Below are 26,174 nucleotides of genomic sequence, written 5' to 3'. Positions count from 1 at the left end.
AGGTAAATCCGGGCGCGAGCTGTATGCGCCGACCGGCTCCCTCCCCCTTGTGGGGAGGGTTGGGGAGGGGCAAAGCCGCGAACTCAGACATCAAACACCCTTCGCCCGACGGCGATCTTCCGCCTGGGCGGCGAGGATCTCGCGGACCTTGGCGACCAGATCCGCCTCGGCCACGACTTCCTGAGCCACGCGGGCCTCGCGCCATTCGGCGTTGTCGGTGATTTCGCCCGACAGGCGCTTGCCCTCGATCAGGTCCTTAATCTGGACGACGCCTTGCGCCCGCTCGTCGCCGCCCTGGATGATGGCGATCGGGGCGCCGCGGCGGTCGGCATATTTCAGCTGGTTGCCGAACTTCTTCCAGTTGCCCTGGTACATTTCGGCGCGGATGCCTTCGTTGCGCAGCGCCTGCGTGAAGCGCTGGTAGCGACCCATGCTCTCGACATCACCATCCATGACGGTGACGAGGACCGGACCCGGGACGTCATCCTGGCCGAGCTTGCCGAGGTTCTTCAGCGCCGTCATCAGGCGCGAAACGCCGATCGAGAAGCCCGTGGCCGGAACCGGCTGGCCCATGAAGCGCGAGACGAGACCATCATAACGCCCGCCGCCGCCGACCGAACCGAAGACGACCTTCTCGCCCTTCTCATTGGTGACGTCGAAGGTGAGTTCGGCTTCGTAGACAGGGCCGGTGTAGTATTCGAGGCCGCGCACGACGGAGGGGTCGATCTTGATACGGGTCGCATCGTAGCCGGCACCGGCAACGAGGGCACCAATCATGTTCAGCTCCTCGACGCCTTCTTCACCCTTGGAGGTGCCAGCAACGAGGGCGGCGAGTTCGGCAGCGCTTTCGGCATAGGAGGTGATACCGACAAAGAAGAGAACCTTGGCGATCTGTTCCTCGTTCAATCCCGCACCCTTGGTGAAGTCGCCGGACTCGTCTTTGCGGCCTTCGCCGAGCAGTAGCTTCACGCCTTCCGGACCAAACTTGTCGAGTTTGTCGATGGCGCGCAGCACGTTCAGACGACGGCCGGCATTCTCCTCGCCGCCGAGACCGATCGCCTCCATCACGCCGTCCAAAACCTTGCGGTTGTTGACCCGGATCACATAATCGCCGCGCTTGATGCCGAGCGCTTCCAGCGTATCGGCCATCATCATGCACATTTCGGCATCGGCCTGGACGCCCGGCGCGCCGACGGTGTCGGCGTCGAACTGCATGAACTGGCGGAAACGGCCCGGGCCCGGCTTTTCGTTGCGGAAAACGTAGCCGGCGCGATAGGTGCGGTAGGGCAGCTGGATTTCCTGGAAATTCTCCGCGACATGACGGGCCATTGGCGCTGTCAGGTCATAGCGCAGCGACATCCACTGCTCGTCATCGTCCTGCAGCGAGAAGACGCCTTCGTTCGGGCGATCGCTGTCGGGCAGGAACTTGCCGAGCGCATCGGTGTATTCGAAGAGCGGGGTCTCGATCGGATCGAAGCCGTAACGCTCATAGACCTCGCGGATGGTCTCCATCATCTGGTTGGCAGCGCGAATATCGGCAGCCTCGCGATCGACGAAGCCGCGCGGCAGACGGGCCTTCAGCTTCTGGGGCTTCTTGTTCTTATCGCTCATGATGACAACCGGAATTTCGTTTCAAAAAGGTGCCGGTGTCTTAGAGGATCAAGGATTTGGCGGCAAGGGCGAAGGCGGGTGCCACAGCGTCGGATGCTGGAAAAGAGGGCGTTCTTGGTGTTATGTTTGCGCGCATCACCAAAGGCTGGACCGATGAACAAGCGCGTTACGCTCAAGATGCCGCCACGCGCGACGACCCCAGAAGCCTCGGCGAACCTCTGCAGGACAGCACAAGCCCGGTGCCTATTGGCGCTACAAGGTTGTCGATCACCGCATCATTTGCGATATCCAAGACGGCAAGCTCATCGTGCTTGTGGTCGAGATCGGCCATCGCAGCTCCGTCTATCGGTAATCCATGATCCTTGAAGCCCTGAATTATGCCGCAAGCTGGCCGCTGACTTCTGCTGCTCATCGTCCCTTCATCCGGTCCTCGGTCAATCTCTCTGCGCGCGCCAATCGCTGCGGCAAAGCCTGGGCCGAACACGAGCGGCGGACAAAAGGGGCGGTGCTGAAGGCGGCCGAGGGCTGCCGGCAAAGGCGAACGGCGGCGATCCTTGGCTCGGGGTTACTGCGCGATGTGCCGGTCATCGCGCTATCTCGGATGTTTGATACGGTGGTGCTGGTCGATCTCGTGCATCTCGCCAGCGTGCGGGGCTGGATTGCGATGAAAGGCCTCAAGAATGTGCGGTTGATCGAGCGGGACCTTTCCGGGCTCGATGATTTTCTTGCGGGCATGGCACCGGACCCGCTCTCCTTCCTGCGGCAGGTGCCCTACCTGGACTTCGTTGCCTCAGCCAATCTGCTCTCCCAGATCGGCATCGGTGCGGAGAGGCGGATCGCGCGCGCGAACGGCGGCGTGGCATCGGCAGACGCGGTACCCCTTCTGATCCGCGCCCATCTCGATGGACTACAGCAGGTGGCAGCAACCACATGTCTGGTGACCGATGTCTCCTACCGCGTGATCGACCGCGGCGGCCGCTGCCACGAAACCGTGGACCTTCTCCATGGCGTCGATCCGGGCGATCCGCTCGAAACCTGGGACTGGCCGGTGATCCCTTTCGGCGAAGAAAGCCGCGACTATCAGATCGTTCACAGCGTTATCTCGCGCCAGATGGCTCCATGAATCGTCGGCGGCCTTGTTTTCGGCACAAGGATGCACAATCTTCAGCGTCATGATGCTCTTTCGCCGCCTCCTGCTGCTTGTTGCCGCTCTCGCCTATGGCGTGATGCCGATGTCCGGGACAAGTTCCGGACTGTCGGCCATGGCGATGCCCGTGGCCAGCGTTTCGGACGGGGTGGTGCCTGAGCATCACGGTGGATCGGGCATGATGCGCGAGTTTGCAGCGATCGCGGCTGATAGCGCAGACTGCCCGCATTCCGGCATGTCAGCCGCCGTGCCCGAGCTTAGCCCCGACAATCACGCCGATCACGGCAAGGGCAAAGGCAGCGCCGTCTGGCACTGTTCGGCCTGCCTGACGCTGCCGGTCGATATCACCTTCGCATATCAGGGCCCTGCTGCCCGCGCGGCAGAAGCCGCAACCTTGCCGCGCCCGCTCGTTTCACAACGTGCCGCGCCGCTGACGCCCCCTCCCCGCGCCTGATCTCATGACCGTCGCGGCCGTTGTTGCCGCCCATTTCATGTTTCGATCAGCACAGGAGATACTCATGCTGAAGACCATTTTCGTTGCGGCATCGCTTGCGACCGCACTGACCACCGCATCCTTCACCACTGTCTTGGCCCAGGACAACACCATGCATCAAGGGCACGACATGTCATCCATGGACCATGGCATGATGGATAAGAGCGCCTCGTCCAAGGCCTTTGCCGAGGCCAATGCCCGGATGCACAAGGACATGGGTGTGCCACTCACCGGCAATGCCGATGTCGATTTTGTCCAGGGCATGATCCCGCATCACCAGGGCGCGATCGACATGGCGAAGATCGTGCTCGAACACGGCAAGGATCCCGAAATCCGCAAGCTGGCGGAAGACGTGATCAAGGCGCAGGAAGGCGAGATTGCCATGATGAAGGAGTGGCTGGCGAAGAACGGCCAGTAACTTCCAAGGCCAACAAACCGGCAATGGCGCATTCCTGCGCCATTGCTTTGCCGGCAACCGGGGGTAATCTGCCGTTCACAGATCGACAAGGAGGCACCATGTCCATCCGTCCCGTGACCGTGATCGGTTTTGATGCCGACGATACGCTCTGGCAGAACGAACAGTATTACAAGCTGACGGAACAGCATTATCGCAGTCTGCTCGCCGAGTTTGCCGAGGGCGAGCACATCTCCGACAGGCTGCTCGAGGCAGAGAAGCGCAACCTTGCGCATTACGGTTTTGGCATCAAGGGTTTCACGCTCTCGATGATCGAGACGGCGCTGGAGATTACCGAAGGCCGTGTTCCCTCAACCGTGATCGGCGAGATCCTGGCGATCGGGCGGGATCTCCTCAGCCACCCGGTAGAATGCCTGCCACATGCGCGTGACGCGCTGGAGGCGCTGGCCGGGCAGTATTTCCTCGTGCTGATCACCAAGGGCGATCTTTTCGATCAGGAACGCAAGCTGGCGCAATCGGGCCTCGGCGATTATTTCGATGCGGTCGAAATCGTCTCGGACAAGACAGCCACCACCTATCGGAGGATCTTCGGCAAACATGGCGATGGGCCGGAGCGGTCAATGATGATCGGCAATTCGCTGAAATCCGACGTCGTGCCCGCCATCGCTGCCGGCGCCTGGGGCGTGTTCGTGCCGCATGAACTGACATGGGTGCTGGAGCACGTGGACAAGCCGGTGGAAGCACCGCGCTTTCGCGAAATCGCCGATCTCGGCGCCGTGGCGGATCTGGTCAGAAGCCTCGGCTGATCAGGGCCGAACGAAGTTGGCTTGCAATTGCTCAATGCCCGCGCGGCAGCAGCAGCCTTCGATATGATCGTTGACAAGGCCCATGGCCTGCATGAAGGCATAGACTGTGGTCGGGCCGACAAAGGTCCAGCCGCGCTTCTTCAGGTCTTTTGAGAGGCGGATGGAGGTCGGTGACGTGGGGTTGGCGCGCAGCGTCGCATAGTCCATGCGAGTCGGGCGTTCCGAGGCATCCGGCTCGTAACTCCAGAAGTAACGAGAGAGCGAGCCGTATTCGTCTTCAAGGTCGATGGCACGGCGGGCATTGTTGATCGTCGAGACGATCTTGCCGCGATGGCGGACGATGCCGGCATCGGCGAGGCAGCGGGCAATGTCGTCATCACCGAACGTCGCCACCTGATGGAAATCGAAGCCGGCAAAGGCTGTCCGGAAACTCTCGCGCTTGCGCAGAATGGTCAGCCAGGACAGGCCGGACTGGAAACCTTCAAGGCAGATCTTCTCGAACAGCCTGATATCGTCGGTAACGGGGCGGCCCCACTCCTCGTCGTGATAGCGGCGATAGTCTTCCAGGCCGCCATGCCAGAAGCAGCGGTCGAGACCGTCATCTCCGCGGATCAGTCCATCTGGAACACCCGTCATGCGATTCTCCCCTCCGGTTCAGGGCGTTTACCATTTGTTCACGATTTTTCCAAACGAGGCGCTAACCCTGACAAAAGGTTTCGCGGATCACGGGCATTTTATGAAGAGCTGTTTACCTGATGGCGGGTTGGCTCTGGCAGGATCCGGCCATTCCGGCGTGCGCCCTGAACCAGCCTCGCCTCCCCTTCGGTCCCGTGTTGTGAGTCGTCCGATGTCGTTGAAGAAGATCCTGATGGCCCTCGTGGCCGCCCTGCCGATGGCCTTGCCCGTTCACGCCAATGATCGCTACCAGAACCGTCCGCCGGTGATGGTCAGCCCCGATCTGTCTGCGCCCTGGGTTCTGCAACTGGGTGGCGTGCCGACAACGCAAGCGCGCCAGCAGAGGCCTCGCGCGGGTGCACGCCCGCTATTTCCGCAAGCGCAGCAGGCCGGCCGTCAGCTGAGACCCGTCTATCGCAATCAGGTGCGGCAGCAGATTGCGCAGCCGGCACCGGTTGGACAACGCCGGATCGTCTCCCAGCGGCGCGGCCTGTTTTCGCAGCAACCCCCGGTTCAACAGGTGGTTGCGCGTCCCGCAAGGCCTGCCAAACCGCAGATCGAGCCGAAATTCCTGCCGCAGATGGTGCAATACGATACGAAGCACAAGCCGGGCACTGTGGTCATCGATACGCGGGAACGGTTCCTCTATCTCGTGATGGAGAATGGCAGCGCCAAGCGCTACGGTGTTGGCGTCGGCAAGCCAGGCTTCGAATGGGCCGGTACCCACAAGGTGACTGCAAAGAAGGAATGGCCGGATTGGCGCCCGCCGCAGGAGATGATCGCCCGCGAGGCCGAAAAGGGCCATTTCCTTCCAGCGCATATGCCGGGCGGGCCGGAAAATCCGCTGGGTGCACGCGCGCTCTATCTCGGATCGACGCTTTATCGAATCCACGGCACCAATGCGCCCTGGTCGATCGGCAGCGGCGTCTCCTCCGGCTGCATCCGTATGCGCAATGAAGATGTCATCGATCTCTATGACCGCGTGCCCAAGGGCGCCAGCGTCATTGTGATCTAAAGCACTGATTGCGTCACACGCATTTCATTCGATCTTGCTTTGGCAGGCAAATTGGCTAGGGTTTCCCTCGATCCAAAGGGGGATTTTCCATGTCGAAACTGAAATTCAGCACGGCGGCGCTTCTGCTCGTCGCCGCGTCCATCGCCCTGCCAATGCAGGCATCGGCCTTCGGCCTCGACCGTGTCGAGACGAAAAACAACGTCACTCTGGTCGCCCAGCAGCGCAAGGAAGTGCCGGAAAAGTTCAAGCGCAAGGTCGTGCGGCTTTCGACGGACGAAAAGCCCGGCACCATCATCATCGATACCAACAACAAGTTCCTCTACTATGTCGAAGGCAATAACCGCGCCACGCGCTACGGCGTCGGTGTCGGCCGCGAAGGTTTTGGCTGGTCGGGCGTGGTGAAGATCGGTCGCAAGCAGGAATGGCCGGAATGGCGCCCGCCGGCAGAAATGCGCCAGCGTGAAGCCGCCAAGGGTCACATCCTGCCGGTCGTGCAGGAAGGCGGCCCGGACAATCCGCTCGGTGCACGCGCCATGTATCTCTACAAGGGCGGCCGTGACACGATCTTCCGCATCCATGGCACCAACCAGCCCTGGACCATTGGCCTCAACATGTCGTCTGGCTGCATCCGGATGATGAACAAGGATGTCGAGCACCTTTACGAGCGTGCCGATATCGGCGCCAAGGTGATTGTCGTAGGCCCGGGCAACAAGCAGGGCGAAGTTTCCTTCGACGACAAGGGCATCGACATTCTGCGCACGATCTTCGGCGGCTGATCCCAGCCCCCGGCATCTGCCTGTCATCAAGGTCGCGCCCATGCGCGGCCTTTTTTTCATGTCATCTTCCTGTAGCAGGGACATAGCAGTCTCCGTCGCATGGCCGTATCCATCATCCGGCCGGCACGTTCCGGAGATCCTGCATGAACCGCCTTTGCTGCCGCAGTCTGCCCTTCCTGCTCATGATTGGCGCCTGCCTGATGGCGGCCAGCCCCGCATCCGCCGAGATGGCGATCTCCGCCTATGGCGGGTTTCAGACCGCGCCGCATAGCGATATCGAGGTATCTGACGACGCTGATTTCCGCGCCGGCTGGGATGGCAAGTCGTTCGAGATGCCCCCCTATTACGGCGTGCGCGGCACCTGGTGGATGGAGGGCATGGGACGGCCCAATCTCGGCCTTTCCGTCGACTTCACCCATGCCAAGGTCTATGCCGACAGCGAAACGCTCGACCGTTCCGGCTGGTCGCATTTCGAGTTTTCCGACGGCATCAATCTGCTGACATTGAATGCGCTTTACCGGATGCCAATCGAAGGCACAAAGTTCGTACCTTATGTCGGCGCCGGCGCCGGCATCAACGTGCCCCATGTCGAAGTCACACGCGCTTCCGGCCGAACCTTCAATTACCAGCTCGGCGGAGCGACCGTTCAGGCACAGGCCGGTGTCGCCTACGAGTTCACCGACAACTGGTCGGCCTTCCTTGAATACAAGGGCAATTATTCCTGGGTCGATGTCGACATCGATTCCGGCGCGTCGCTGAAGACCAACATCCTCACCAACGCGGTCAATATGGGCGTCAGCTACAAGTTCTGAGGCGCGTCAACGCTTGATTGAACAGAAGATGGGCGCACGGTACTCCAGAACCGCTTGGGCACCAGCTGAAGCCGTAGCGCCCAGCCGGGTCAGCGCCATCACATATTCGCCTTCGAAGCGAAGCGTATCTGCTGATTTCCGCGTCGTCAGTAGCGAGAGCGTCAGCCGGTAAACCGGCTCGCGTTTTGGAAAGACTGCCTGCAGGCTGAAGCGCAGATCCCTGTCATCTGTCCAGTATTGCCGGATCATTTCAGAATCCATCTGGAAGCGGCGAAGTTCGGCTGGGGCCCTCTTGTCCTTGAGGCCTGCGACACCGCGAAAGTGAATGAGCTTCTGCTCGTCCTTCTTGCTGAAACCGCTTTCCAACGACATGTCGAGCATGGAATCGGACGCGGCACAGTAGATGCGCTCTGCCGCGCTTACCGCCACTGGACTGGATACCGACAGCAAGGCGACCAGCACCAATTTTCCAGTCACTGCAACCTCCCAGGATGAAACATCCGCAGAAGAGTATTACAGACATCGCTTAACAATTCGCTGAAGCCCGCTTCAACCGCTGAGTGCTCTGGGCCTCTCTCCGCCATAGGCCCAGTTGAGCAGTTCCACCGTATGCACGATTGGAATGCCGGTTGCCGAACCGATCTGCGTCATGCAGCCGATGTTACCGGCGGCGATGAGATCGGGTCTGGTCTTTTCGATGTTTTTCACCTTGCGAGCCTTGAGGCGGGCAGAGATCTCTGGCTGCATGATGTTGTAGGTGCCGGCAGAGCCGCAGCAGAGATGGCCTTCCGGCGGATCCTTGACGGTGAAGCCGGCCGCTTTCAGCAAGAGCTTGGGCGCCATGGTAACCTTCTGGCCGTGCTGCAGCGAACAGGCGGAATGATAGGCAACGGTCAGGCCCTTCGGCGCTTCGACCGGAAGATCGAGGGTGTGAAGATATTCGGTCACATCCTTTGCCAGTGCTGAAATGCGGGCGGCCTTTTCGGCATAGACAGGATCCAGCCGCAGCATGTGGCCGTAATCCTTGATCGTCGTGCCGCAGCCGGATGTGGTAACGATGATCGCATCGAGGCCACCCTCATCCACGGCGCGGCTCCAGACGTCGACGTTGCGCCTTGCGCTCTCCAGCGCCTGCTCTTCCCTGCCCATGTGATGCACCAGCGCGCCGCAACAGCTTTCGCCCCTGGGCACGACGACTTCCACGCCGAGCCGGGTGAGAAGCGCAATCGCCGCTTCGTTGATGCCGGGATCAAGCACCGGCTGGGCACAGCCTGTGAGGATCGCGACGCGGCCACGGCGCTCAGTTCGCGGCGCATGGGTTGCGGGTTCGGCAAAGGTGGAGGCTGGCGGCACGGCAGAGGGCGCAAGCCGCAACATGGCTGCCACCGGCTTTAGCGGTTTGACCTGATCAAAGAGGCCGGCAAAGGGCCGACCGAGGGCTGCGGCCTTCAAAGCCCAGCGGAAACGGCCCGGATAGGGCAGCACCATGGCCAGCACGTTGCGGATCAGCCGGTTCGGCAAGGGCCGCTTATAGGTCTTTTCGATGTGGATGCGGGCGTGATCGACCAGATGCATATAGTCGACGCCGGAGGGACAGGTCGTCGTGCAGGCAAGGCAGGAAAGACAGCGGTCTATATGGGTGACGATCTGCTCATCCGCCGGCCGGCCGTTTTCCAACATGTCCTTGATCAGGTAGATGCGGCCACGCGGACTGTCGAGCTCGTTGCCGAGCGTGACATAGGTCGGACAGGTGGCCGTGCAGAAGCCGCAATGCACGCATTTGCGCAGGATGCTTTCCGCTTCGGCCACATGCGGATCGGCGAGCTGTTCGGCGGTGAAATTGGTCTGCACGTCGGTCCTCCCCCGGAGCAGCGTTGAAAGCTGCGCCGGATATGCTGCTTCAGATCCACCAAGTATCCGGTTTTCCCACTGGCTGGCCTGCGGATGCCTTTTGCAGGCCGATAACACAACGGATGACGCCCCAGATTGAAACGCCTAGCATCAACAACATGCCCAACGCCCCCATCAGCACAAACATCGCCACGACTGCGAGAAGCGAATAGAGCAAACCCAGCCAGAATGTTCTGATGGCATAGGTGTAATGAGTATCGACCCAGGCATCGCCCTTGCTGCGGTTCACATAGGCCATGATCAAGCCGATAATGACGGTGATGCCGACGACGAAACTGACCAGATAGAGGCAATAGACCAGCTGCGCATTCAGACGGCCGGGAGAAAACCAGCCCTCCCCGCCCGAGGTTACAGGCGGCTGGTAGTTCGGATCAGTCATGACAAAACTCCTTCATGCCATCAGTCCGGGATTGAAGATCCCGTGCGGGTCGAGTTTTGCCCTGACTCGGGCGGAAAGCAAAGCGACAGCCGATGTCTGCGGCTCGAATGCCGGCGTGGCGGCCCTGACAGCCGGGCTCGCGCGAAGCAAGGCGGCATGGCCTCCGCCCAGCGTGCGGACGCCGTGCCTCAGCACCTCTGCTTCCGGATCGGCCTCCATCCGCATCCAGATCAGGCCACCCTGCCAATCGTAAAAGGCATCGATGCCGGCGCGGAGCCGGAGGCCGGCCACCAGCTTGTGCGCTTCCGACGGGGCCATGGACACGCGCCAGAGCGGCCGCGTCGTGCCATCGGCATAGGGTGTCACATCGCGGATCTCGCGCCACAGCGCCTTCGTCTGCTCGGCATCAAGCCGGCTGACGGATCCGAAGCCGGCCAGGGCCGACGTCAGCTTGTCGGCGCGGACAGCGACCGAGGCTTCGAGCCCTTCCAGCCTCAGAACGGTCGCGGCACCCTCCGGCAGCACGCCGCCAATGACACGACCTCGCACGCTTTCCGGCAGATGTGCGGCACCCGACACCTCGACAGAGAGCGACATGGCCGAGGCGAGAAGTCCTACCGCCTCTTCGTCATCCAACCCTGAGACGACGAGGGTGAGCGCCGTCTTCGGCACGGGTAATACCTTGAAGGTTACCTCGGTCAGGAAGCCGAGCGTGCCGTAGGAGCCGGCGAGCAGCTTGACGAGATCAAGCCCGGTAACGTTCTTCATCACCCGGCCACCCGCCTTTACCGCCTCGCCTTCGCCATTGACGAAGCGGATGCCGAGAAGATGATCGCGGGCGGCTCCGGCGGTGAAACGGCGCGGGCCGGAGCTGTTGACGGCAAACAGGCCACCGATGGTCGGCGTGCCCGATGTACCCATCAGACCCCGATGATCCATGGGCTCAAACGCCATGCCCTGACCGTTTTCGGCAAGCGCTGCCTCGATCTCGGCGACCGGCGTGCCGGCATGGGCCGTGATGACCATTTCGGCGGGATTGTAGGCGGTGATGCCGCTGAGGGCTGCGGCCGAGAGCACGCTTTCCGCGGTCACGGTATTGCCGAAGCCGGCCCGCGTGCCGCCGCCCCGGATGGCGAGCGGCTGCTTTCGCGCGGCGTGGTCGCGGATGATCTCGGCGGCTTCGGTTTCTGTGGTGGGGGTCAGCATGGGGTGGCTTTCGTAGAGACTGTGTCCCTCATGCCCTGCCCTCCAGCGGAAAGACCTTGGAGGGGTTCAAGATCCAGTCCGCATCGAAAGCCGAGCGCACCGCCATCTGCTGGGCAAGATCAACCTCGGAAAACTGGTGGCGCATCAGGTCGCGTTTTTCGATGCCGACGCCGTGTTCACCGGTCAGGCATCCGCCTGCATCGACGCAGAGTTTGAGGATTTCCATGCCGGCGGCTTCGGCCCGTGCCGCATCTTCGGGATCATTGATGTTGTAGAGGATGAGCGGATGCATGTTGCCATCGCCGGCGTGGAAGACATTGGCGACGCGCAGGCCGTAGCGGTCGGTAATCTCCGCGGTTTTCTTCAGAACATAGGCCAGCTGGCTGAGCGGCACCGTACCGTCCATGCAGATATAATCGGCGATGCGACCGGTGGCACCAAAGGCGGATTTGCGGCCTTTCCAGATCAGGGCGGCTTCCGTTGGTGACTGGCTTTCGCGCACGGTCTTGACGCCGTGGCGCCTGGCGATCTCGACGATCGCGGCGAGCATCGCCTCCATCTCGGCTTCCGAGCCTTCGACCTCGACGATCAGCAGCGCCTCGACATCGAGCGGGTAACCGGCATGGGCAAAGGCCTCGCAGATCTCGATGGCCGGCTTGTCCATGAATTCGATGGCAACCGGTATGATGCCGGCGCCGATGACATCGGCGACGCAGGAACCGGCAGCTTCCGCGCTGTCGAAACCGAAGAGGACCGGGCGCGCCCCTTCCGGCTTGGCGAGCAGGCGGACGGTCGCTTCGGTGACGACACCGAGCTGGCCTTCCGAGCCACAGACGAGGCCGAGCAGATCGTAACCTTCGGCATCCAGATGCTTGCCGCCGATATCCACCACCGTGCCGTCGACCAGCACCAGCTTGACGCCGAGCAGGTTGTTGGTGGTGACGCCGTATTTCAGACAGTGCGCACCGCCGGAATTCATGGCGATGTTGCCGCCGATGGTGCAGGCCAGCTGCGAGCTTGGATCAGGGGCGTAAAAATATCCATCACCGCCAACAGCCTCTGAAATGGCGAGATTGGTGACGCCGGCCTGAACCGTTGCGGTCCGGTTTGCGTAATCGACATCGAGAATGCGGGACATGGCCGAAAGGCCAAGCACGACAGCATCTTCCTGCGGAATGGCGCCGCCCGAGAGGGACGTTCCGGCGCCGCGGGGCACCACGGGAATGCCGTAGCGGTGACAGTATTTCATCACGGCAGCGACCTGGGCCGTGGTTTCCGGCAGGACGACCGCGAGCGGGCGGCGGCGATAGGCAATGAAGCCGTCGGTCTCGAAGGGGACGAGGGCGTTGAGATCTTCGACAAGGCGGCCAGCGGGCACGAGTTCCCGGAGGTCACCGAGGATCTCGGCGCGACGGGACAGGACGTCTGCCTTCACCGGCAGAAAGGCTATGGCTTCGCTCATGTCTCGCTCCCCCCTCAATGCCTGGAGTATAGCCTTGCAAGCTGCCTCGCTCAACTGGTTCACTTTTCTTACCACTATGCCGTAGGTTCGGCAAATGCTATAGACTTATGACCGAAGAGGAAAAAGTAGTACTCGACCATGACCAATCTCGGTGACCTTGAAGTCTTTGTCCGCGTGATCGCAGCCGGCAGCATGTCGACGGCCGCGCGTGACCTTGGATTGTCGCCAGCCGTGGTGTCGAAGCGGATCAAGCGGCTTGAGGACAAGCTCGGCACGCGGCTTTTGCAGCGCACGACGCGACAGATTTCGCTGACGGAGGCGGGCCAGGGTTTTTACGAGCGAGTCCTGACGGTCCTCGGCGGACTTGAGGAGGCGGAGGCCTTCGCCTCAGGGCGCTCTTCGGAGGTTGCGGGAACGCTGAAGATCTCCGCACCCACCTCTTTCGGGCGCATGCATGTGGCGCCGCATCTGAAGCCATTCATGCAGGCGCATCCAGACCTGACGATCAACCTTATCCTGTCGGACGAGTTCACCGATATTGTCGGCGGCGGCTTCGATCTGGCGATCCGCATCGCCGAACTCCACGATTCCTCGCTGGTGGCCCGAAAGCTGGCGCCGGTGCGCCGGGTGCTCTGCGCGTCCCCGGCCTATATCGCCGAACACGGATTGCCGCAGAACCTCGAAGAGCTGAAACGGCACCGCTGCCTTCCGGCCCACAATCACGAACAGTGGCGCCTGGAAGGGCCGACCGGGCCGGTGACCCTCAGACCGGAGGGCATGCTGATCACCAATTCCAGCGAAGTGATCCGCGAAGCCGTGATCGCCGGGCTGGGGATCGCGCTGCGGTCTACCTGGGACGTGGGCGCGGAGCTGAAGAGCGGCAAACTCGTGCAGGTGCTGCCGCAGTATGAAAGCTCGCGTAATGTGGCGCTGTCGGCCGTCTATCCAAGCCGGCAATTCCTGCCGGCGAAGGTCCGTCTGTTCATCGACTATGTGGCAGAGCTTTACGGGCCGGAACCCTATTGGGATCGGTGACAGCCTAACAAAAGAAGTGCTACGTTTTGTCAGGATTCTCTCAACATGTATGACGCGATCAGCACCTCAACGGAGCAAGGTTTTCGGCAATCATCCCTAAAACTTGCGCTTCATCTTATTCTTTATGTTGCATTCGTTGCTGGCAGCATATGGCTGGCATGGGACTTCTATCTGTCAAATGATGCAGGATTTTTGGTCGTTTTCGGCTGCTTGGTTTTCTTTGTCGTCGCTCTTGTTGCGACCGTGCACCACATGCTGGTCCTGCGCGGAGACGTTGTGATAATTTCGCCAGAAGGCGTCCACGATCTGCGTCTGACTAAGAAATCGGTACCTTGGAACCTCATCGACGACGTGTCGGAGTGGCGGTTTCGCGGCAAATCAGGCTCGACGATCGTTTTGAAGATTAATCCCGACGCAGAAGACAGCCTGTCCCCTACCCTCTACGCACGATTGATGCGCCCCTATGAAAGGGCACTCGGTATCAAAGGTCTAACTGTCTTTACCGGGAGTTTGGACATCCCCCATGGCAGGCTTTTGAGACTTATGTACGCTTACGAAGCCGCGGCAAAAAAGTCCGACAACACTTAGCCAATTCAAACTCTTAGCTACCCGTCAGCCCACCCGGCACCGAACTCCAGAAACCATACTTCTTCGAATGGCTCCGCCTTAACTCCGCGAGAAAAGCGAGATGGGTGGACAGCCCATGGCCGGCCGGCAGATGCGGCATCAGACGTTCCAGTTCGGCGACATAGCGGCCGGCATGCGGATAAGCCATGCCGATGCCGCGCCTCAAGATATCCTCGACGAGCACGCGGTAGAGCACAACGGCCGCCAGCGGCTCCTTGGCGGACAGGGCTTCGGCCGCCGGTGCTAGATCGTCGTAGTAGCGTCCCTCCCAGTCATGCTGGTGGCGCAGAACCTGTTCGGCGGCGAGATCGAGGCGCGGCCAGGTGATGAAGAAGTCGAGCGCGAGATAGATATCCTCATGCGCCCGGACGACATCAAAGGCGCGGTCCATCTCGTCGAATTCAGCAAAATCGTCGAGCTTCGACAGATAAAGCCGCAGCACGCCCGGATCGAGGGCCTCGGAAAATTCCCGCCAGCGCAGTTCCTGGGCATCCTCGCGGCGCTTCAGGCGATCAAGGATCTCGGCCTCGAGTAGCCGGCGTTCATGGGCACCGTATTCCGGACCGACGGATGTCGGCATGCCGTTCACCGGAATGATCCGCATGCCGCGCGGCCGCTCGCGGACCCATTCGAGCGCATCTTCGAAACGTGCCGCGCGATAGAGAAGGTCTGCGACAGCGAGCGTGTCGCGGCGATTGTCGGGCTTCTGGCGCTCCAGCACGAGAAAGGCGTCGATATCACCCTGATGCAGGGCGAGCGCCTGCAGGAGATCGAGCGCGCCAAGCTTCAGCGGTTCCGTCGGCACAACCTCGGCCAGCAGCGTCCGCCAGGCATCGGAGGCGGGCTTTGCCAGCACGGCGGTCAACTCGCGCAGGAAGCCGGTGTGTTCGCCGTATTTGTCACGCAGGCGCAGCCGCTCGATATGGGGCACCAGGCGGGCTTGCTCATCCGCGTCGATGGAGCGGATCAGCTCAACGGTTGCGGTTTCGGCATCTTCAAAGACTTTCCACAGCCGGGCGCTGTCGGCGACCAGCCGAGCGGACAGGGGAAAGCGCAGGCCGATGAAACGCAGGATACGCTCGGCGGCAGCCGGCGCATCGGCCAAGCCGAGTTCGGAGAGGATATTGCGGGCAAGGGCTGAAAACTCGACGGCCATATCGCGGGCGCGGGCCTTGTTGATGCGCGTGCGGGCCTGATCGATGGTGTCGAGCCGGCGGTCGATCAGCCGGGCCATCTCGTCCGGTCCACCTTCACCGGCCAGCGCCGTCTGCAGCCGGGCCTTCAGCGCCTTGTTGGCCGCCGCCTCGTCGAGCAGGATATCGATCAGCTTGTCGATGCCGAGCGCGGTCAAGCCCTTCTTGTCGAGCTTCGCCTTTACCTGTTTTGCCATGCGCCTGCGGGATCTCGGGTTTGTGTTGACGTCTTACATGGTCAAGAAGCACGAAACTGGCAAGACTGTATATTCGATCCTCTGCGCGGCATTGCCGAATAGCCAAGCCATTTGGAGAGTGCTAGGCAAGCCGCCTGCCCCCACAGCCATGGCCTTCCTTAAATGTTCATCTCCGAATTCCTCGCGCTCGGCGCAGCCACCTGCATTGCCATGAGCGGCATGCTGATCAACGAGCTCAATGGCCGCGTGGGTCTGTTTCGGCTGGCGCGCTGGCAGTTGCTGGCCGCCTTCGGAATGACGGCAAGTGCTGCGCTCGTGACCGGCGGTTGGCGAAGCCTGGAGGGCTGGCATGTCGGCGCGCTTGCGGCGTCCAGCCTGTTCGGCATCATGATCGCCAGCACCACCTATTTTGCCGCGATCTATGCGGCTGGCCCGCGGGTGACGGCGTTGCTGTTTTCACTGACCTCACCTTTTGCGCTTATCCTGGGCTATCTGGTGCTCGGCGAAACCATCGACCTGCAACAGGCGCTTGGTGTGGTGCTGGTTCTCGCCGGCATATTGCTGGCCATCGGCCTGCCCGGTGCAGCAAGCGCGACAGAGGCGACTTCGCGACAGCGCATTTCCCGGACAGGCATCGCGCTCGGATTGGTGACGGCACTCGGGCAGGCGCTTGGCAGCCTCTGTGCCCGACCGGCCATGGCGGATGGCGTCGAACCTTTCACGGCCATGGCGGTGCGCTCCGGGTTCGCTGCCCTGTTTTTCGTTGTCCTTGCCTTCGTGCCGCTTCGGCCGTTGCGCAGCAGCGAGGCCTTCTCCTGGAAGGCGCTCGGGCTTGGCGTGACGGCCTCGTTCTTCGGCACCGGGCTCGGCATGTCGCTGCTGATGGCGGCCTTGGCCGGCGGCAATGTCGGGATCGTCTCGACGTTGTCGTCAATGACACCCGTCGTCATCCTGCCAATGCTGTGGATCAGAACCGGCGTCGCACCCCGTCCCTCAGCCTGGCTCGGCGCGGGGCTTGCGGTGGTGGGTACGGGGTTGATCAGCCTCTGATCACACTCCCCTTATCCAGTCAGCCGCCAGCCTCGTGATGGCGTCTGAGCCGTCGGACCATCCACCACACACCGAGAATGGCGAAGGGCACCGAGATGCCGGTCACGACGGCCGGGTCAACGGGCAAAAGGTCGTGCGGGATGGCCTTGGCTGCATAACCGACCAGGCCGATGATGTAATAGGAGATGGCGGCAACCGACAGGCCTTCGACGGTCTGCTGCAGGCGCAGTTGCATTTCGGCGCGGCGGTTCATCGTGGCGAGGAGATCGGAATTCTGCCGCTCCAGTTCGACATCGATCCAGGAGCGCACGAGACCGGTGGCGCGAGACAGCTTGCGCGACAGGTTCGCCTGCCGCTCCTCGATCGACTGGCAGGTGCGCATGGCGGGCGCCAGACGTCGCTCCAGAAACGAACCGAGGGTTTCGTGGCCAGGAACCGGGGTTTCATCGAGCGTCTTGATGCGCTCGCGGACGATGCCGTCATAGGCGCGGCTGGCGCCGAAACGGTAAAGGCTGAGCGCGGCATTCGCCTCCAATTCGGCTGCCAGACGGGTAATTTCGGCCAGCATCTCGTCCGATTCCTCGCGGGCATGTGCCTTCATCCGCTGCGTGACCGCTGTCAGCCCGTCCTCGATGCGGCGGATCTCCGGCGACAGGGTCTGGGCGAGCGGCAGGCCGAGCATGGCCGTGGTGCGATAGGTCTCGATGTCGAGCAGACGCTGGACGACGGCGCCGCGGCCGGCTTCCGTCATGCCGCGATCAATGACGAGGATCTGGGTGAGACCATTGCCATCCTGACGGAAGTCGGTGAGCACCGCCGCCTGTCCGTTCTTCAATTCGCTGTAGCAAAGGCTGGTCGGATCGAAAGCCGCTCGGGCTTCGGCAATGTCGGGGCCATCAGGCCGCAGTTCCAGCCGGATGCCTGAGATCAGCGGCCCCGGCGCCACGAAGCCATCGCCGAAGGGGTGGATCGGCACGTCGCCGCCAAAACTTTCCGGCAGCGGCCCATCCCAGAACCAGGTGGAGAATTCGGTGTGGCGCTCCCAGCGCAACGTGCCCTGCCCCCAGGCCAGCGCGTGATGGCGAGCTTGCTTGTCCGGGGGTGCGACGCCTCTTGCACGCGAAAGCTCGGCAATCGCTGCATGATGCACGGCCGAGCCGCCATCCATCATGAAGGCCAGCTGGAAGATCACCCGGCTCGACTTGACCAGCGCATAGGGTCGAGCATGAATCTCACCAAGCGCAAGCGCCCGTTCCGGTGCGGATGGAAATGCGAAATCACCCTTGGCCAAGCAGCGGTCCCCCTTGCTTCGTGCCTTGAAGCTAACAGCCCTCTCGTATCCGGGCAAAGGCGCAATTGCCACAGGGAACAACCGCGCGGGAACTGTCACCTTCGCGCCACGGCGACTGGGCAAGTTAATTGACCAATCAGCCACGTGGCTGTTAACTCGGCGCAATGGGAGGCGGCCGTGACAGACAGCGACGACAGACTTTTTTCCGGGATCAGCCATAGCCGTACCGCCGACGAGGTGGTGCAGCAGATCGAGCTTCTGATCCTTGACGGGGTGTTGCGCGATGGCGACCGGTTGCCGGGCGAGCGCGATCTGGCGCAATCGCTTGATGTGTCGCGGCCCATCCTGCGCGAAGCCTTGAAGGCGCTTGAGGGACGCGGGCTACTGGTCAGCCATCATGGCGGCGGCACCTTCGTTGCCGATATCATCGGGCAGGTTTTTTCCAAGCCGATCATCGACCTCATTTCGCGTCATGCCCGAGCCACGCGTGACTATCTCGAATACCGACGCGAGCTGGAAGGTCTGACGGCAGAACTGGCAGCCCAACGCGCCACCGACACCGACAAGGCGCTGCTATCGCGGATCGTCGAGGACATGCGCCGCGCCCATGCTACGGCGCATCCGAACGAGGAACTCGCCGCCGACGTGGAATTCCACAACACAGTCGGCGAGGCAGCGCACAATATCGTTCTGCTGCACACGATGCGGGCCTGTTACCGGCTGCTGTCGGAGGGCATCTTCTTCAATCGCAAGGCGGTCTTTTCCCTGCCCAATGCCCGCGAACAGCTGCTGGCGCAGCATGTGGCGATCCATGACGCGATTGTTGCCGGCGATCCGGCAGCGGCCAAGGCGGCAGCGCAGGCACATATCGATTTCGTCATGGCGGCCGTGGATGAAAGCGCCCGCGCCGACGAATGGGGCCGCGTCTCGAAGCTTCGCCTGCTGCGTCGGGATGCAGGCCAGACGCCGGCGAAAGGCGGCCGGAGCGGTAGCACGGCGAAAACGGACGAAAGCTCCTGATTGTCAGGAGCGCAGGAATGATACCCTACGCTTGAGATTTGAGCCTATCCAGATTGCGCGACCTGGCCGCATTTAAGGTGTCTTGTCGCGTGAGACCGGAACTTTTGTGCCGTATGAGCGTTGTTTTCCGCTTCATACGAACAAATTTTCTGAGTGGGGATAATGGCAATTCAACCCGATCTGCAGGAAACGCCGCGTATAGCGCTCGTCTCCACCCATGGCTATGTGGCCGCGCACCCACCTCTGGGCGCTGCCGATACAGGCGGACAGGTGGTCTATGTGCTAGAGCTTGCCAAAAAGCTCGCACAGCTTGGGCATAAGGTGGATATCTTTACCCGGCGCTTCGAGGACCAGCCCGAGATCGACGAGGTCGACGAGAATGTCCGGGTTGTGCGCATCCCCTGTGGTGGTCGTGACTTCATCCCGAAGGAATATCTCTACCGCTCTCTCCCCGAATGGAATGAAAAGGCGCTGCGCTGGATCAAGCGTGAGGGCCTCACCTATCTCTTCATCAACAGCCACTACTGGGATGCCGGCGTTGCCGGCCAGCGACTGTCGGATGAACTTCGGGTGCCGCACATCCACACGCCCCATTCGCTGGGGCTCTGGAAGAAGCGGCAGATGGAGACCGACTATCCGGAGCGGGCCGACAAGTTCGAGGCGGAGTTTAACTTCAAGGAGCGCATTCAGCACGAGCTGATCGTCTATCGCAGCTGCCAGCTGGTGATCGCGACCACGCCAATCCAGCTCGACATGCTGACAGCGGATTATGGCCTGCCGCGCAATCGCGTGCACATGATCCCGCCGGGCTATGATGACAACCGCTTCTTCCCCGTGTCTGACGCCTCGCGCCAGATGATCCGCCAGCGCCTGGGCTTTGACGGGCGGACGGTCCTGGCGCTGGGACGGCTGGCGACCAACAAGGGTTACGACCTGCTGATCGATGGCTTCAAGGTTCTTGCGGATCGCGTGCCCGATGCGCGGCTTCGTCTTGCCGTTGGCGGCGAGACGATGGATGCGCAGGAAGAGGGTATTCTCGCCCAGCTGAAGCAGCAGGTGGAGGATCTCGGCATTGCCGACAAGGTGGACTTCTCCGGCTTCATCGCGGATGAGGATCTGCCCGACATGTACCGGGCCGCCGACCTCTTCGTGCTGTCCAGCCGCTACGAGCCCTTCGGCATGACGGCTATCGAGGCCATGGCGAGCGGAACGCCGACCATTGTGACCATCCATGGCGGCCTGTTCCGGTCCGTGAGCTACGGCCGCCATGCGCTGTTTGCCGATCCCTTCGACAAATATGATCTCGGCATCACCATGATGAAACCGCTGAACCATCCGCGACTTTATGGCAGACTGTCCCGCATGGGCGCGCACAAGGCTCGCAGCCTGTTCACCTGGACCGGCATTGCGCAGCAGCTTGTGGCTCTGGTCGAGGGCCGACCGGTGGCGCAGGCGCTCGAAGAAAGCGATTGGGCGGAACCATGGAACGATGGCGATTGAAACCGATCCGGCTCTTTTCCTCCGATCTCGACGGCACACTTGCCGGTGATCGCCAAGGCAGCGAGGCCTTTGCACGGTTCTGGGCAGATCTGCCCGCAGAGCGACGGCCGCTCCTCGTCTATAATAGCGGCCGGCTGATCGAGGACATCCTCGCCTTCACGGCCGAAGAAGGTTTGCCTGAGGCAGACTTCGTCATCGGCGGCGTCGGCACCATGCTGCATTCGGCGGCGGAACCGGAGATCGGTACGCATTATGCACGCGCGCTCGGCCATGGATTTGACGTCGACCTGATCGAGGCCGATCTCCTTGGCATGCAGCAGATCTCCCGCCAGCCTGCGCAGTATCAGCATGCGTTGAAATCGAGCTGGTATCTACACAATGCCAAGGCCGAGGACATTATGGGCCTGGAACAGCGGTTGAGGCGCGCTGGGCATCCCGTCCGCATTGTCTATTCCAGCAATCGCGACCTTGATGTCATCCCGGATCTCGCAGACAAGGGCCGCGCGCTTGCCTGGCTTTGCCAACGGCTCGGGGTCGGGCTCGACGAAGTGGTGGTGGCGGGGGATACCGGCAATGACCGGGCCATGTTTACGCTGGACGGTGTCCGAGGCATCCTGCCCGGCAATGCTCTTGCAGAACTCTCCAGCCTCGCACAGGTCAACACCCGCATCGTGCAGACAGACGGCCATTCGGCGCACGGGGTGCTGACCGGCCTGATGCAATTTGGCATCGGTGGATACGACTAACGTCACAGACCATGCCCCATGACGAACTTGCGCCATATCGTGTCGCAATAGAATTCCGTATGGACTGGGGCACCGCTGATAGGCTCTGGTAAACCATAAATGATGATGGAAAAGGCAACCCTCGGTTTGCTTTTCTATCGTTCATAAACTGCATCTAATATAGAATCCGAATCGAGGTGAACACGTCTTGGGAATCATTGGTCGCATCACATCCGATCTCAGGCTCATGCTGCAGCGGCCGCCGCGGCAGCAATTTGCCGCGATCTGCTACCGCCGCCAGAAAAAGACTGGCGAGCTTGAAGTGTTGCTGATTACCAGTCGCGATACCGGTCGCTGGGTGATTCCGAAGGGCTGGCACATGGCAGGCAAGCAGCCCCACGCCATCGCCGAGCGCGAGGCCTTCGAAGAGGCCGGCATTCTCGGCAAGGCGACACGCGACCCGATCGGCAGCTACTCCTATTTGAAGAAGCTGAAGAACGGGCTGAAGGTGCCGACCCGTGCTCAGGTCCATGCGCTTGAAGTGAAGAGCGTGGCCAAGGATTTCCCGGAAAAGGGAACGCGCCGTTTCGAATGGGTTGCCTGCCGCGAGGCAGCGCGGCGCGTGGAAGAGCCGGAGCTGCAGGTCCTGTTTCTCGCCTTCGAAAAGCTGCTGGAGGCCATTGCAGCCGACACCCCTAAAAAGTCCGGAAAAGCAGCCTGAAACAGCAAATGTCACCAAAGTGACATATTGAAGCCACGTCGATTTGCAGATACCGCTACTGCAGATATCTCACGCTTCGGTGCCGTTTTCCCATGTTGTGGCACCCTGCTTCGATGATCGTGCCGCAACGTCAATTTCACAGACACAGAGTAGACTGCTCGGAATGGGAGACCGGTCTGCGGTTTCTTCCGGGAGCCTAGCCTCATGGGCAAATCGACGCCTAAGCTTCTCAAGCCGACACTGGACAAGGATCTGGACAAGATCACCCAGGTTGAGGAGGCGTCGCAGCATGTCTGGCGCGGTGTCGCCCCCTTCGGACTGGCTCTCATTTTCCTGATTTTGGCAGCGGTCGTTGCGGCAGGCGCTGCGATGGATCGCTCGGGCGCGACGATCGTGGTGGCTGCGGCGACTGTTGCCGCCTACATGGCGATGAATATCGGCGCCAACGATGTGACCAACAATGTCGGGCCCGCCGTCGGAGCCCGGGTCATCCGTATGGGGACCGCCCTTGCCATGGCCGTTGTCTTCGAGATCGCGGGCGCCATGATCGCCGGTGACAAGGTCGTATCGACAATTTCGGAAGGCATCCTCAGCCCTGGAATGGCGCCCTCGCGGGACGTCTTCATCTGGGCCATGATGGCCGCCCTGCTCTCCGCAGGCGTCTGGGTCAACTTCGCCACCTGGATCAACGCGCCGGTTTCGACCACCCATTCGATCGTCGGTGGCGTGCTGGGCGCGGGGGTCGCTGCGGTCGGTGCTTCAGCGCTGAACTGGGGCATGGTCGCAGCCATCACCGCAAGCTGGGTGATTTCGCCGCTTCTGGGGGGGGTGATCGCTGCCCTGGTGCTCGCCTTCGTCAAGGAATTCATCATCTACCGCGAGGACAAGATCGCTGCGGCCCGGCGCTGGGTTCCGGTCCTCATCGCCATCATGACCGGCACGTTCATCAGCTATCTGGCGCTTGAAGGCTTCAGTCAGTTCCTCTCGATCGGCGTCGCCACCGCCATTGGGGTTGGGCTGGTCTGCGGTTTCCTTGCATGGCTTTTGGTGAAGCCGCTGGTTTGGCGACAGGCTGCCGGACTCGAAAACCGCAACCAGTCGCTGCGCAAGCTCTTCCGGCTGCCACTGATCTTCGCGGCCGCGCTCCTCTCCTTTGCGCATGGCGCAAACGACGTTGCCAATGCGATCGGCCCGCTCACTGCCATTGTTGAAGCCACGCGCCCGGACGGTATGGCCGGCAGCGGCACGCCGCAGCTGTGGGTTCTTCTGATCGGGGCTTTCGGCATTTCTGTCGGGATCCTTTTGTTCGGTCCACGGCTGATCCGCATCGTTGGCGAGGAAATCACCAAGCTCAACCCGATGCGGGCGTTTTGCGTATCCCTCTCGACCGCAACGACCGTGATCCTGGCATCGGCGCTCGGCCTTCCGGTGAGTTCGACCCATATCGCCGTGGGAGCCGTGTTCGGCGTCGGCTTCTTCCGCGAATGGTACACGCGCCACTCGAAACGCCGGGTGGAATATATGCGGGCAAAGGCGGAGCGCTTTGAGGCGGAACCGAAGCCCGAGCGCAATCCCGAGGAGTTGCGTCGCCGCTACCTCGTCCGCCGTTCGCATTTCATGACGATTGTGGCTGCCTGGGTCATCACGGTTCCGACGTCCGCCGCTCTTGCAGCGGTTCTATATTTGGTTATGTCTCACCTCGTTCCCTGACAGTGGAGACAGGACATATATGCGCGCGAACTACCGGATGCAGCGGCTTCATGTGGAGGCAGATCTTTCCAGCCAGCAGGGATTCGAGGCGACGAGCGAGCAGTTCAACTATCTCGCCAATGTGCTCCGCCTCGAGGATGGCGCCGAGATCCTGGTGTTCAACGGCCGTGATGGCGAATGGCGTGCCACGCTTCGCTTTCCCACCCGCAAACGCATCCTGATTACCCCCGCCGAAGAGACCCGACCGCAACCGGCCGACAGCGATCTCCACTTCCTCTTTGCCCCTCTCAAGGTCGGCCGCATGGACTATCTCGTGCAGAAGGCCGTGGAAATGGGTGCCGGCGTGCTGCAACCGGTCATGACCCAGCATGTGCAGGGCAAGATCGGCAGCGTTGAGCGCCTTCAGGCCAATGTCGTCGAGGCGGCCGAACAATGCGGCATCCTTGCGATCCCCCAAGTGCGTGAGCCGCTCAAGCTCAAGGACCTTCTAGAACGCTGGCCTGCGGACCGCCGCATCATCTATTGCGACGAGGACAGTGCCACGCAAAACCCGCTCCCTGCCCTACAGAGCATAAGAGAGCGGTCTCTTGCCCTGTTGGTAGGTCCTGAGGGGGGATTTTCCGAGGAAGAACGCCAGTTGCTGCGAGGGCTCGCCTTTGTGACAGCCATACCACTGGGGCCCCGTATCCTCAGGGCCGACACGGCAGCTGTCGCAGCACTTGCCGTCGTGCAGGCAGCAATCGGCGACTGGAACTGAGCCCCCGCGATCACAGCCACGGAAGCTTCAGATTTTTCCAGCCGTGCTTGAGAGAATTTCACTTGCACGGCATATGAAACCGGTCCAATCAACCCGATAGTCGGGCCTCACGCTGAGGCCCTGCATGCCGATTGGCGACGCCCAACAAGGTTTATTTCATGGCCCGTGACACGACCGACCAGACACCTCTCGGCACACTCGATGACATGGCTGCCTATCTGGCGGCCGGCTCAAAGCCGAAGGAGGCCTTCCGGATCGGCACCGAGCACGAGAAGTTCGCGTTCTTCCGCGCCGACAACAGCCCCGTGCCCTATTTCGGCGACGCCAGTATTTCGGCCCTGCTCAAGGGCATGCAGGCCAAGCTCGGCTGGGAGCCGATCATGGACGGCGAGAACATCATCGGCCTTGGTGAGCAATCCGGTATGGGCGCCATCTCGATCGAGCCCGGCGGCCAGTTCGAGCTTTCGGGCGCGCCGCTCGAGACGCTGCACGAGACCTGCCGGGAATCCAACCAGCACCTCGCCGTTCTCAGGGAGATCGCCGAGCCAATGGGCATCCGCTTCCTCGGCCTGGGCGGCAGTCCGAAATGGTCGCTGGCCGAGACGCCGCGCATGCCGAAATCCCGCTACGACATCATGGCGCGCTATATGCCGAAGGTCGGCAGCCAGGGCCTCGACATGATGTACCGGACCTGCACAATTCAGGTAAACCTCGACTTTTCCTCGGAAGCGGATATGCGCAACAAGATGCGCGTCTCGATGAAGCTGCAGTCGGTGGCCACCGCCCTCTTCGCTGCCTCGCCGTTTACCGAAGGCAAGCCGAACGGGCTTCTGTCCTGGCGCGGCAACATCTGGCGCGATACTGACAACCAGCGTGCCGGCATCCTGCCCTTTACCTTCTCGAAGGATTTCGGGTTTGGTGACTATGTCCGTTGGGCGATCGATGCGCCGATGTATTTCGTCGTACGTGACGGCCGCTACCACGACTGTACCCACATCACCTTCCGCCAGTTCATGGATGGCGCGTTGAAGGGTGAGATTGCCGATTGGGAACCGCAGCTCGGCGACTGGACCAACCACCTCTCCACCCTGTTCCCAGAAGTGCGCCTCAAGCGCTTCCTCGAAATGCGGGGTGCCGATGGTGGCCCTTGGCGGCGGATCTGCGCGCTCCCGGCTTTCTGGGTCGGACTTCTTTACGACGACGCAGCACTGGCTGCAGCCGATGCGTTGACCGCCGACTGGACCGTCGAGGACGTCATTGCCATGCGCGACAGCGTGCCGTCGCAGGGGCTGAAAGCCAGCGTTGCCGGCCGGCCGCTTCTCGATGTCTGCCGCGAGGTGGTGGCGATCTCCCGGCAGGGCCTGCAGGCTCGGGCGCGGCTCAATACCGAAGGCAATGACGAGAGCGTCTTCCTCAACCCGCTGGACGAAGTTCTGGCCAAGCGTGCCACGCTCGCCGACGATCTGCTGATGCTCTATCACGGCCGCTGGAACGGTTCAGTGGAGCCCGCTTTCGACGAGTATCAGTACTAAGCGATAGCGCTTTTTGCCCCATACAAAGGCTCGGCGATGAAACCGGCAAAAACCGGTTTGCGCCGGGCTTTTTGCGATTATAGTGCTGATTCAGCTGCACGCATTCGG

At 61.6% G+C, this 26,174-nt stretch carries 26 protein-coding genes and 1 pseudogene; 18 read left to right on the top strand and 9 right to left on the bottom strand.

Translation table 11 applies throughout. The features are described 5' to 3' along the window. Nucleotides 1-90 precede the first annotated feature (90 nt). Nucleotides 91-1,611: a histidine--tRNA ligase gene (gene hisS / locus ACSV9I_RS05880; protein ID WP_438327873.1), complete on the bottom strand. Its 1,521-nt coding sequence runs from the start codon at nucleotides 1,609-1,611 to the stop codon at nucleotides 91-93. Between the two features lie 122 nt (nucleotides 1,612-1,733). On the opposite strand from hisS, the pseudogene ACSV9I_RS05875 reads away from it, so the two are divergent. The 5 genes and pseudogenes from ACSV9I_RS05875 (at nucleotide 1,734) to ACSV9I_RS05855 (ending at nucleotide 4,472) form a co-directional block, all read left to right on the top strand. Next, a pseudogene (locus tag ACSV9I_RS05875) lies at nucleotides 1,734-1,963 on the top strand (type II toxin-antitoxin system RelE family toxin). A 3-nt stretch (nucleotides 1,964-1,966) separates the two neighbouring features. After that, nucleotides 1,967-2,734: a hypothetical protein gene (locus tag ACSV9I_RS05870; RefSeq protein WP_438327872.1), complete on the top strand. Its 768-nt coding sequence runs from the start codon at nucleotides 1,967-1,969 to the stop codon at nucleotides 2,732-2,734. A gap of 49 nt (nucleotides 2,735-2,783) precedes the next feature. Continuing rightward, nucleotides 2,784-3,212: a hypothetical protein gene (locus ACSV9I_RS05865; protein WP_438327871.1), complete on the top strand. Its 429-nt coding sequence runs from the start codon at nucleotides 2,784-2,786 to the stop codon at nucleotides 3,210-3,212. 64 nt (nucleotides 3,213-3,276) lie between these two features. After that, nucleotides 3,277-3,669: a CopM family metallochaperone gene (gene copM, locus ACSV9I_RS05860; RefSeq protein WP_438327869.1), complete on the top strand. Its 393-nt coding sequence runs from the start codon at nucleotides 3,277-3,279 to the stop codon at nucleotides 3,667-3,669. 98 nt (nucleotides 3,670-3,767) lie between these two features. Then, the gene (locus ACSV9I_RS05855; protein WP_438327868.1) at nucleotides 3,768-4,472 is read left to right on the top strand and encodes an HAD family hydrolase; all 705 of its coding nucleotides are present in this window, start codon (nucleotides 3,768-3,770) and stop codon (nucleotides 4,470-4,472) included. Here ACSV9I_RS05855 and ACSV9I_RS05850 read toward each other — a convergent pair whose 3' ends face one another. Next, nucleotides 4,473-5,108 (bottom strand): DNA-3-methyladenine glycosylase I, encoded by a 636-nt coding sequence (locus tag ACSV9I_RS05850; protein ID WP_438327866.1) that lies wholly within the window; start codon nucleotides 5,106-5,108, stop codon nucleotides 4,473-4,475. Between the two features lie 211 nt (nucleotides 5,109-5,319). Here ACSV9I_RS05850 and ACSV9I_RS05845 point away from each other — a divergent pair, with 211 nt between their 5' ends. The 3 genes from ACSV9I_RS05845 (at nucleotide 5,320) to ACSV9I_RS05835 (ending at nucleotide 7,750) form a co-directional block, all read left to right on the top strand. Then, nucleotides 5,320-6,162: a L,D-transpeptidase gene (locus ACSV9I_RS05845; RefSeq protein WP_438327865.1), complete on the top strand. Its 843-nt coding sequence runs from the start codon at nucleotides 5,320-5,322 to the stop codon at nucleotides 6,160-6,162. Nucleotides 6,163-6,251: 89 nt separating this feature from the next. Beyond that, complete coding sequence (locus ACSV9I_RS05840) at nucleotides 6,252-6,938, top strand: L,D-transpeptidase (RefSeq protein WP_054157547.1); 687 nt, start codon at nucleotides 6,252-6,254, stop codon at nucleotides 6,936-6,938. Between the two features lie 182 nt (nucleotides 6,939-7,120). Next, nucleotides 7,121-7,750 carry an outer membrane protein gene (locus ACSV9I_RS05835; protein ID WP_438328522.1) on the top strand — a complete coding sequence of 210 codons (630 nt, stop codon included), beginning with the start codon at nucleotides 7,121-7,123 and terminating at the stop codon, nucleotides 7,748-7,750. 6 nt (nucleotides 7,751-7,756) lie between these two features. Here the strand turns inward: ACSV9I_RS05835 and ACSV9I_RS05830 are convergent, their stop codons facing one another. From ACSV9I_RS05830 to ACSV9I_RS05810, 5 genes are all read right to left on the bottom strand, one after another. Further along, nucleotides 7,757-8,227, bottom strand: coding sequence for a hypothetical protein (locus tag ACSV9I_RS05830; RefSeq protein ID WP_438327864.1), 471 nt, complete (start codon nucleotides 8,225-8,227; stop codon nucleotides 7,757-7,759). Between the two features lie 72 nt (nucleotides 8,228-8,299). Beyond that, the gene (gene glcF / locus ACSV9I_RS05825) at nucleotides 8,300-9,601 is read right to left on the bottom strand and encodes a glycolate oxidase subunit GlcF (protein WP_438327863.1); all 1,302 of its coding nucleotides are present in this window, start codon (nucleotides 9,599-9,601) and stop codon (nucleotides 8,300-8,302) included. Nucleotides 9,602-9,650: 49 nt separating this feature from the next. Beyond that, nucleotides 9,651-10,040, bottom strand: coding sequence for a DUF4870 family protein (locus tag ACSV9I_RS05820; protein ID WP_054157543.1), 390 nt, complete (start codon nucleotides 10,038-10,040; stop codon nucleotides 9,651-9,653). A 12-nt stretch (nucleotides 10,041-10,052) separates the two neighbouring features. Next, a complete protein-coding gene (locus ACSV9I_RS05815) occupies nucleotides 10,053-11,246 on the bottom strand; it encodes an FAD-binding protein (protein WP_438327862.1) in 1,194 nt (397 codons plus the stop codon). Between the two features lie 28 nt (nucleotides 11,247-11,274). After that, nucleotides 11,275-12,708, bottom strand: coding sequence for an FAD-linked oxidase C-terminal domain-containing protein (locus ACSV9I_RS05810; protein WP_438327860.1), 1,434 nt, complete (start codon nucleotides 12,706-12,708; stop codon nucleotides 11,275-11,277). Between the two features lie 138 nt (nucleotides 12,709-12,846). On the opposite strand from ACSV9I_RS05810, the gene ACSV9I_RS05805 reads away from it, so the two are divergent. Both ACSV9I_RS05805 and ACSV9I_RS05800 read left to right on the top strand, forming a co-directional pair. After that, the gene (locus ACSV9I_RS05805; protein WP_438327859.1) at nucleotides 12,847-13,743 is read left to right on the top strand and encodes a LysR family transcriptional regulator; all 897 of its coding nucleotides are present in this window, start codon (nucleotides 12,847-12,849) and stop codon (nucleotides 13,741-13,743) included. Between the two features lie 45 nt (nucleotides 13,744-13,788). Further along, nucleotides 13,789-14,331: an STM3941 family protein gene (locus ACSV9I_RS05800; protein WP_438327858.1), complete on the top strand. Its 543-nt coding sequence runs from the start codon at nucleotides 13,789-13,791 to the stop codon at nucleotides 14,329-14,331. A 13-nt stretch (nucleotides 14,332-14,344) separates the two neighbouring features. Here ACSV9I_RS05800 and ACSV9I_RS05795 read toward each other — a convergent pair whose 3' ends face one another. Beyond that, nucleotides 14,345-15,760, bottom strand: a complete 1,416-nt coding sequence (locus ACSV9I_RS05795; RefSeq protein WP_438327857.1) for a DUF6880 family protein — start codon at nucleotides 15,758-15,760, stop codon at nucleotides 14,345-14,347. A 162-nt stretch (nucleotides 15,761-15,922) separates the two neighbouring features. Between ACSV9I_RS05795 and ACSV9I_RS05790 the strand changes: the two genes are divergently transcribed. After that, complete coding sequence (locus ACSV9I_RS05790; RefSeq protein ID WP_438327856.1) at nucleotides 15,923-16,810, top strand: DMT family transporter; 888 nt, start codon at nucleotides 15,923-15,925, stop codon at nucleotides 16,808-16,810. Nucleotides 16,811-16,829: 19 nt separating this feature from the next. Here the strand turns inward: ACSV9I_RS05790 and ACSV9I_RS05785 are convergent, their stop codons facing one another. Further along, nucleotides 16,830-18,101 carry a DUF3422 family protein gene (locus ACSV9I_RS05785; protein WP_438327855.1) on the bottom strand — a complete coding sequence of 424 codons (1,272 nt, stop codon included), beginning with the start codon at nucleotides 18,099-18,101 and terminating at the stop codon, nucleotides 16,830-16,832. Between the two features lie 177 nt (nucleotides 18,102-18,278). Between ACSV9I_RS05785 and ACSV9I_RS05780 the strand changes: the two genes are divergently transcribed. The 7 genes from ACSV9I_RS05780 to ACSV9I_RS05750 all read left to right on the top strand — a co-directional run bounded on the left by ACSV9I_RS05780 (nucleotide 18,279) and on the right by ACSV9I_RS05750 (nucleotide 26,066). Continuing rightward, nucleotides 18,279-19,121, top strand: a complete 843-nt coding sequence (locus tag ACSV9I_RS05780) for a FadR/GntR family transcriptional regulator (protein ID WP_438327854.1) — start codon at nucleotides 18,279-18,281, stop codon at nucleotides 19,119-19,121. A gap of 162 nt (nucleotides 19,122-19,283) precedes the next feature. Then, nucleotides 19,284-20,621, top strand: coding sequence for a glycosyltransferase family 4 protein (locus tag ACSV9I_RS05775; protein WP_438327853.1), 1,338 nt, complete (start codon nucleotides 19,284-19,286; stop codon nucleotides 20,619-20,621). Continuing rightward, entirely contained in the window at nucleotides 20,603-21,367 is a 765-nt protein-coding gene (locus ACSV9I_RS05770) for an HAD-IIB family hydrolase (RefSeq protein WP_438327852.1), read from the top strand. The genes ACSV9I_RS05775 and ACSV9I_RS05770 overlap by 19 nt, the downstream gene beginning before the upstream one ends. Nucleotides 21,368-21,554: 187 nt before the next feature. After that, complete coding sequence (locus ACSV9I_RS05765; protein WP_438327850.1) at nucleotides 21,555-22,067, top strand: NUDIX hydrolase; 513 nt, start codon at nucleotides 21,555-21,557, stop codon at nucleotides 22,065-22,067. A 204-nt stretch (nucleotides 22,068-22,271) separates the two neighbouring features. Further along, entirely contained in the window at nucleotides 22,272-23,777 is a 1,506-nt protein-coding gene (locus ACSV9I_RS05760) for an inorganic phosphate transporter (RefSeq protein WP_438327849.1), read from the top strand. A gap of 19 nt (nucleotides 23,778-23,796) precedes the next feature. Continuing rightward, on the top strand, nucleotides 23,797-24,534 hold the full coding sequence (locus ACSV9I_RS05755; protein ID WP_438327848.1) for a 16S rRNA (uracil(1498)-N(3))-methyltransferase: 738 nt from the start codon (nucleotides 23,797-23,799) through the stop codon (nucleotides 24,532-24,534). A gap of 158 nt (nucleotides 24,535-24,692) precedes the next feature. Continuing rightward, nucleotides 24,693-26,066 carry a glutamate--cysteine ligase gene (locus ACSV9I_RS05750; RefSeq protein ID WP_054158785.1) on the top strand — a complete coding sequence of 458 codons (1,374 nt, stop codon included), beginning with the start codon at nucleotides 24,693-24,695 and terminating at the stop codon, nucleotides 26,064-26,066. Nucleotides 26,067-26,174: the final 108 nt, after the last annotated feature.

The organism is Rhizobium sp. G187 (assembly GCF_051549525.1).
In the GTDB taxonomy this organism is placed as follows: domain Bacteria; phylum Pseudomonadota; class Alphaproteobacteria; order Rhizobiales; family Rhizobiaceae; genus Allorhizobium.
The sequence above is the reverse complement of the archived record's forward strand: the minus strand, read 5'-3'. Positions and strand labels throughout refer to the sequence as shown.

What these genes read in the sequence shown, in the direction of transcription:
- hisS (WP_438327873.1), bottom strand. Translation starts at nt 1,611, where the DNA reads ATGAGCGATAAGAACAAGAAGCCCCAGAAGCTGAAGGCCCGTCTGCCG.
- ACSV9I_RS05870 (WP_438327872.1), top strand. Translation starts at nt 1,967, where the DNA reads ATGATCCTTGAAGCCCTGAATTATGCCGCAAGCTGGCCGCTGACTTCT.
- ACSV9I_RS05865 (WP_438327871.1), top strand. Translation starts at nt 2,784, where the DNA reads ATGATGCTCTTTCGCCGCCTCCTGCTGCTTGTTGCCGCTCTCGCCTAT.
- copM (WP_438327869.1), top strand. Translation starts at nt 3,277, where the DNA reads ATGCTGAAGACCATTTTCGTTGCGGCATCGCTTGCGACCGCACTGACC.
- ACSV9I_RS05855 (WP_438327868.1), top strand. Translation starts at nt 3,768, where the DNA reads ATGTCCATCCGTCCCGTGACCGTGATCGGTTTTGATGCCGACGATACG.
- ACSV9I_RS05850 (WP_438327866.1), bottom strand. Translation starts at nt 5,108, where the DNA reads ATGACGGGTGTTCCAGATGGACTGATCCGCGGAGATGACGGTCTCGAC.
- ACSV9I_RS05845 (WP_438327865.1), top strand. Translation starts at nt 5,320, where the DNA reads ATGTCGTTGAAGAAGATCCTGATGGCCCTCGTGGCCGCCCTGCCGATG.
- ACSV9I_RS05840 (WP_054157547.1), top strand. Translation starts at nt 6,252, where the DNA reads ATGTCGAAACTGAAATTCAGCACGGCGGCGCTTCTGCTCGTCGCCGCG.
- ACSV9I_RS05835 (WP_438328522.1), top strand. Translation starts at nt 7,121, where the DNA reads ATGATTGGCGCCTGCCTGATGGCGGCCAGCCCCGCATCCGCCGAGATG.
- ACSV9I_RS05820 (WP_054157543.1), bottom strand. Translation starts at nt 10,040, where the DNA reads ATGACTGATCCGAACTACCAGCCGCCTGTAACCTCGGGCGGGGAGGGC.
- ACSV9I_RS05815 (WP_438327862.1), bottom strand. Translation starts at nt 11,246, where the DNA reads ATGCTGACCCCCACCACAGAAACCGAAGCCGCCGAGATCATCCGCGAC.
- ACSV9I_RS05810 (WP_438327860.1), bottom strand. Translation starts at nt 12,708, where the DNA reads ATGAGCGAAGCCATAGCCTTTCTGCCGGTGAAGGCAGACGTCCTGTCC.
- ACSV9I_RS05805 (WP_438327859.1), top strand. Translation starts at nt 12,847, where the DNA reads ATGACCAATCTCGGTGACCTTGAAGTCTTTGTCCGCGTGATCGCAGCC.
- ACSV9I_RS05800 (WP_438327858.1), top strand. Translation starts at nt 13,789, where the DNA reads ATGTATGACGCGATCAGCACCTCAACGGAGCAAGGTTTTCGGCAATCA.
- ACSV9I_RS05795 (WP_438327857.1), bottom strand. Translation starts at nt 15,760, where the DNA reads ATGGCAAAACAGGTAAAGGCGAAGCTCGACAAGAAGGGCTTGACCGCG.
- ACSV9I_RS05790 (WP_438327856.1), top strand. Translation starts at nt 15,923, where the DNA reads ATGTTCATCTCCGAATTCCTCGCGCTCGGCGCAGCCACCTGCATTGCC.
- ACSV9I_RS05775 (WP_438327853.1), top strand. Translation starts at nt 19,284, where the DNA reads ATGGCAATTCAACCCGATCTGCAGGAAACGCCGCGTATAGCGCTCGTC.
- ACSV9I_RS05770 (WP_438327852.1), top strand. Translation starts at nt 20,603, where the DNA reads ATGGAACGATGGCGATTGAAACCGATCCGGCTCTTTTCCTCCGATCTC.
- ACSV9I_RS05760 (WP_438327849.1), top strand. Translation starts at nt 22,272, where the DNA reads ATGGGCAAATCGACGCCTAAGCTTCTCAAGCCGACACTGGACAAGGAT.
- ACSV9I_RS05755 (WP_438327848.1), top strand. Translation starts at nt 23,797, where the DNA reads ATGCGCGCGAACTACCGGATGCAGCGGCTTCATGTGGAGGCAGATCTT.
- ACSV9I_RS05750 (WP_054158785.1), top strand. Translation starts at nt 24,693, where the DNA reads ATGGCCCGTGACACGACCGACCAGACACCTCTCGGCACACTCGATGAC.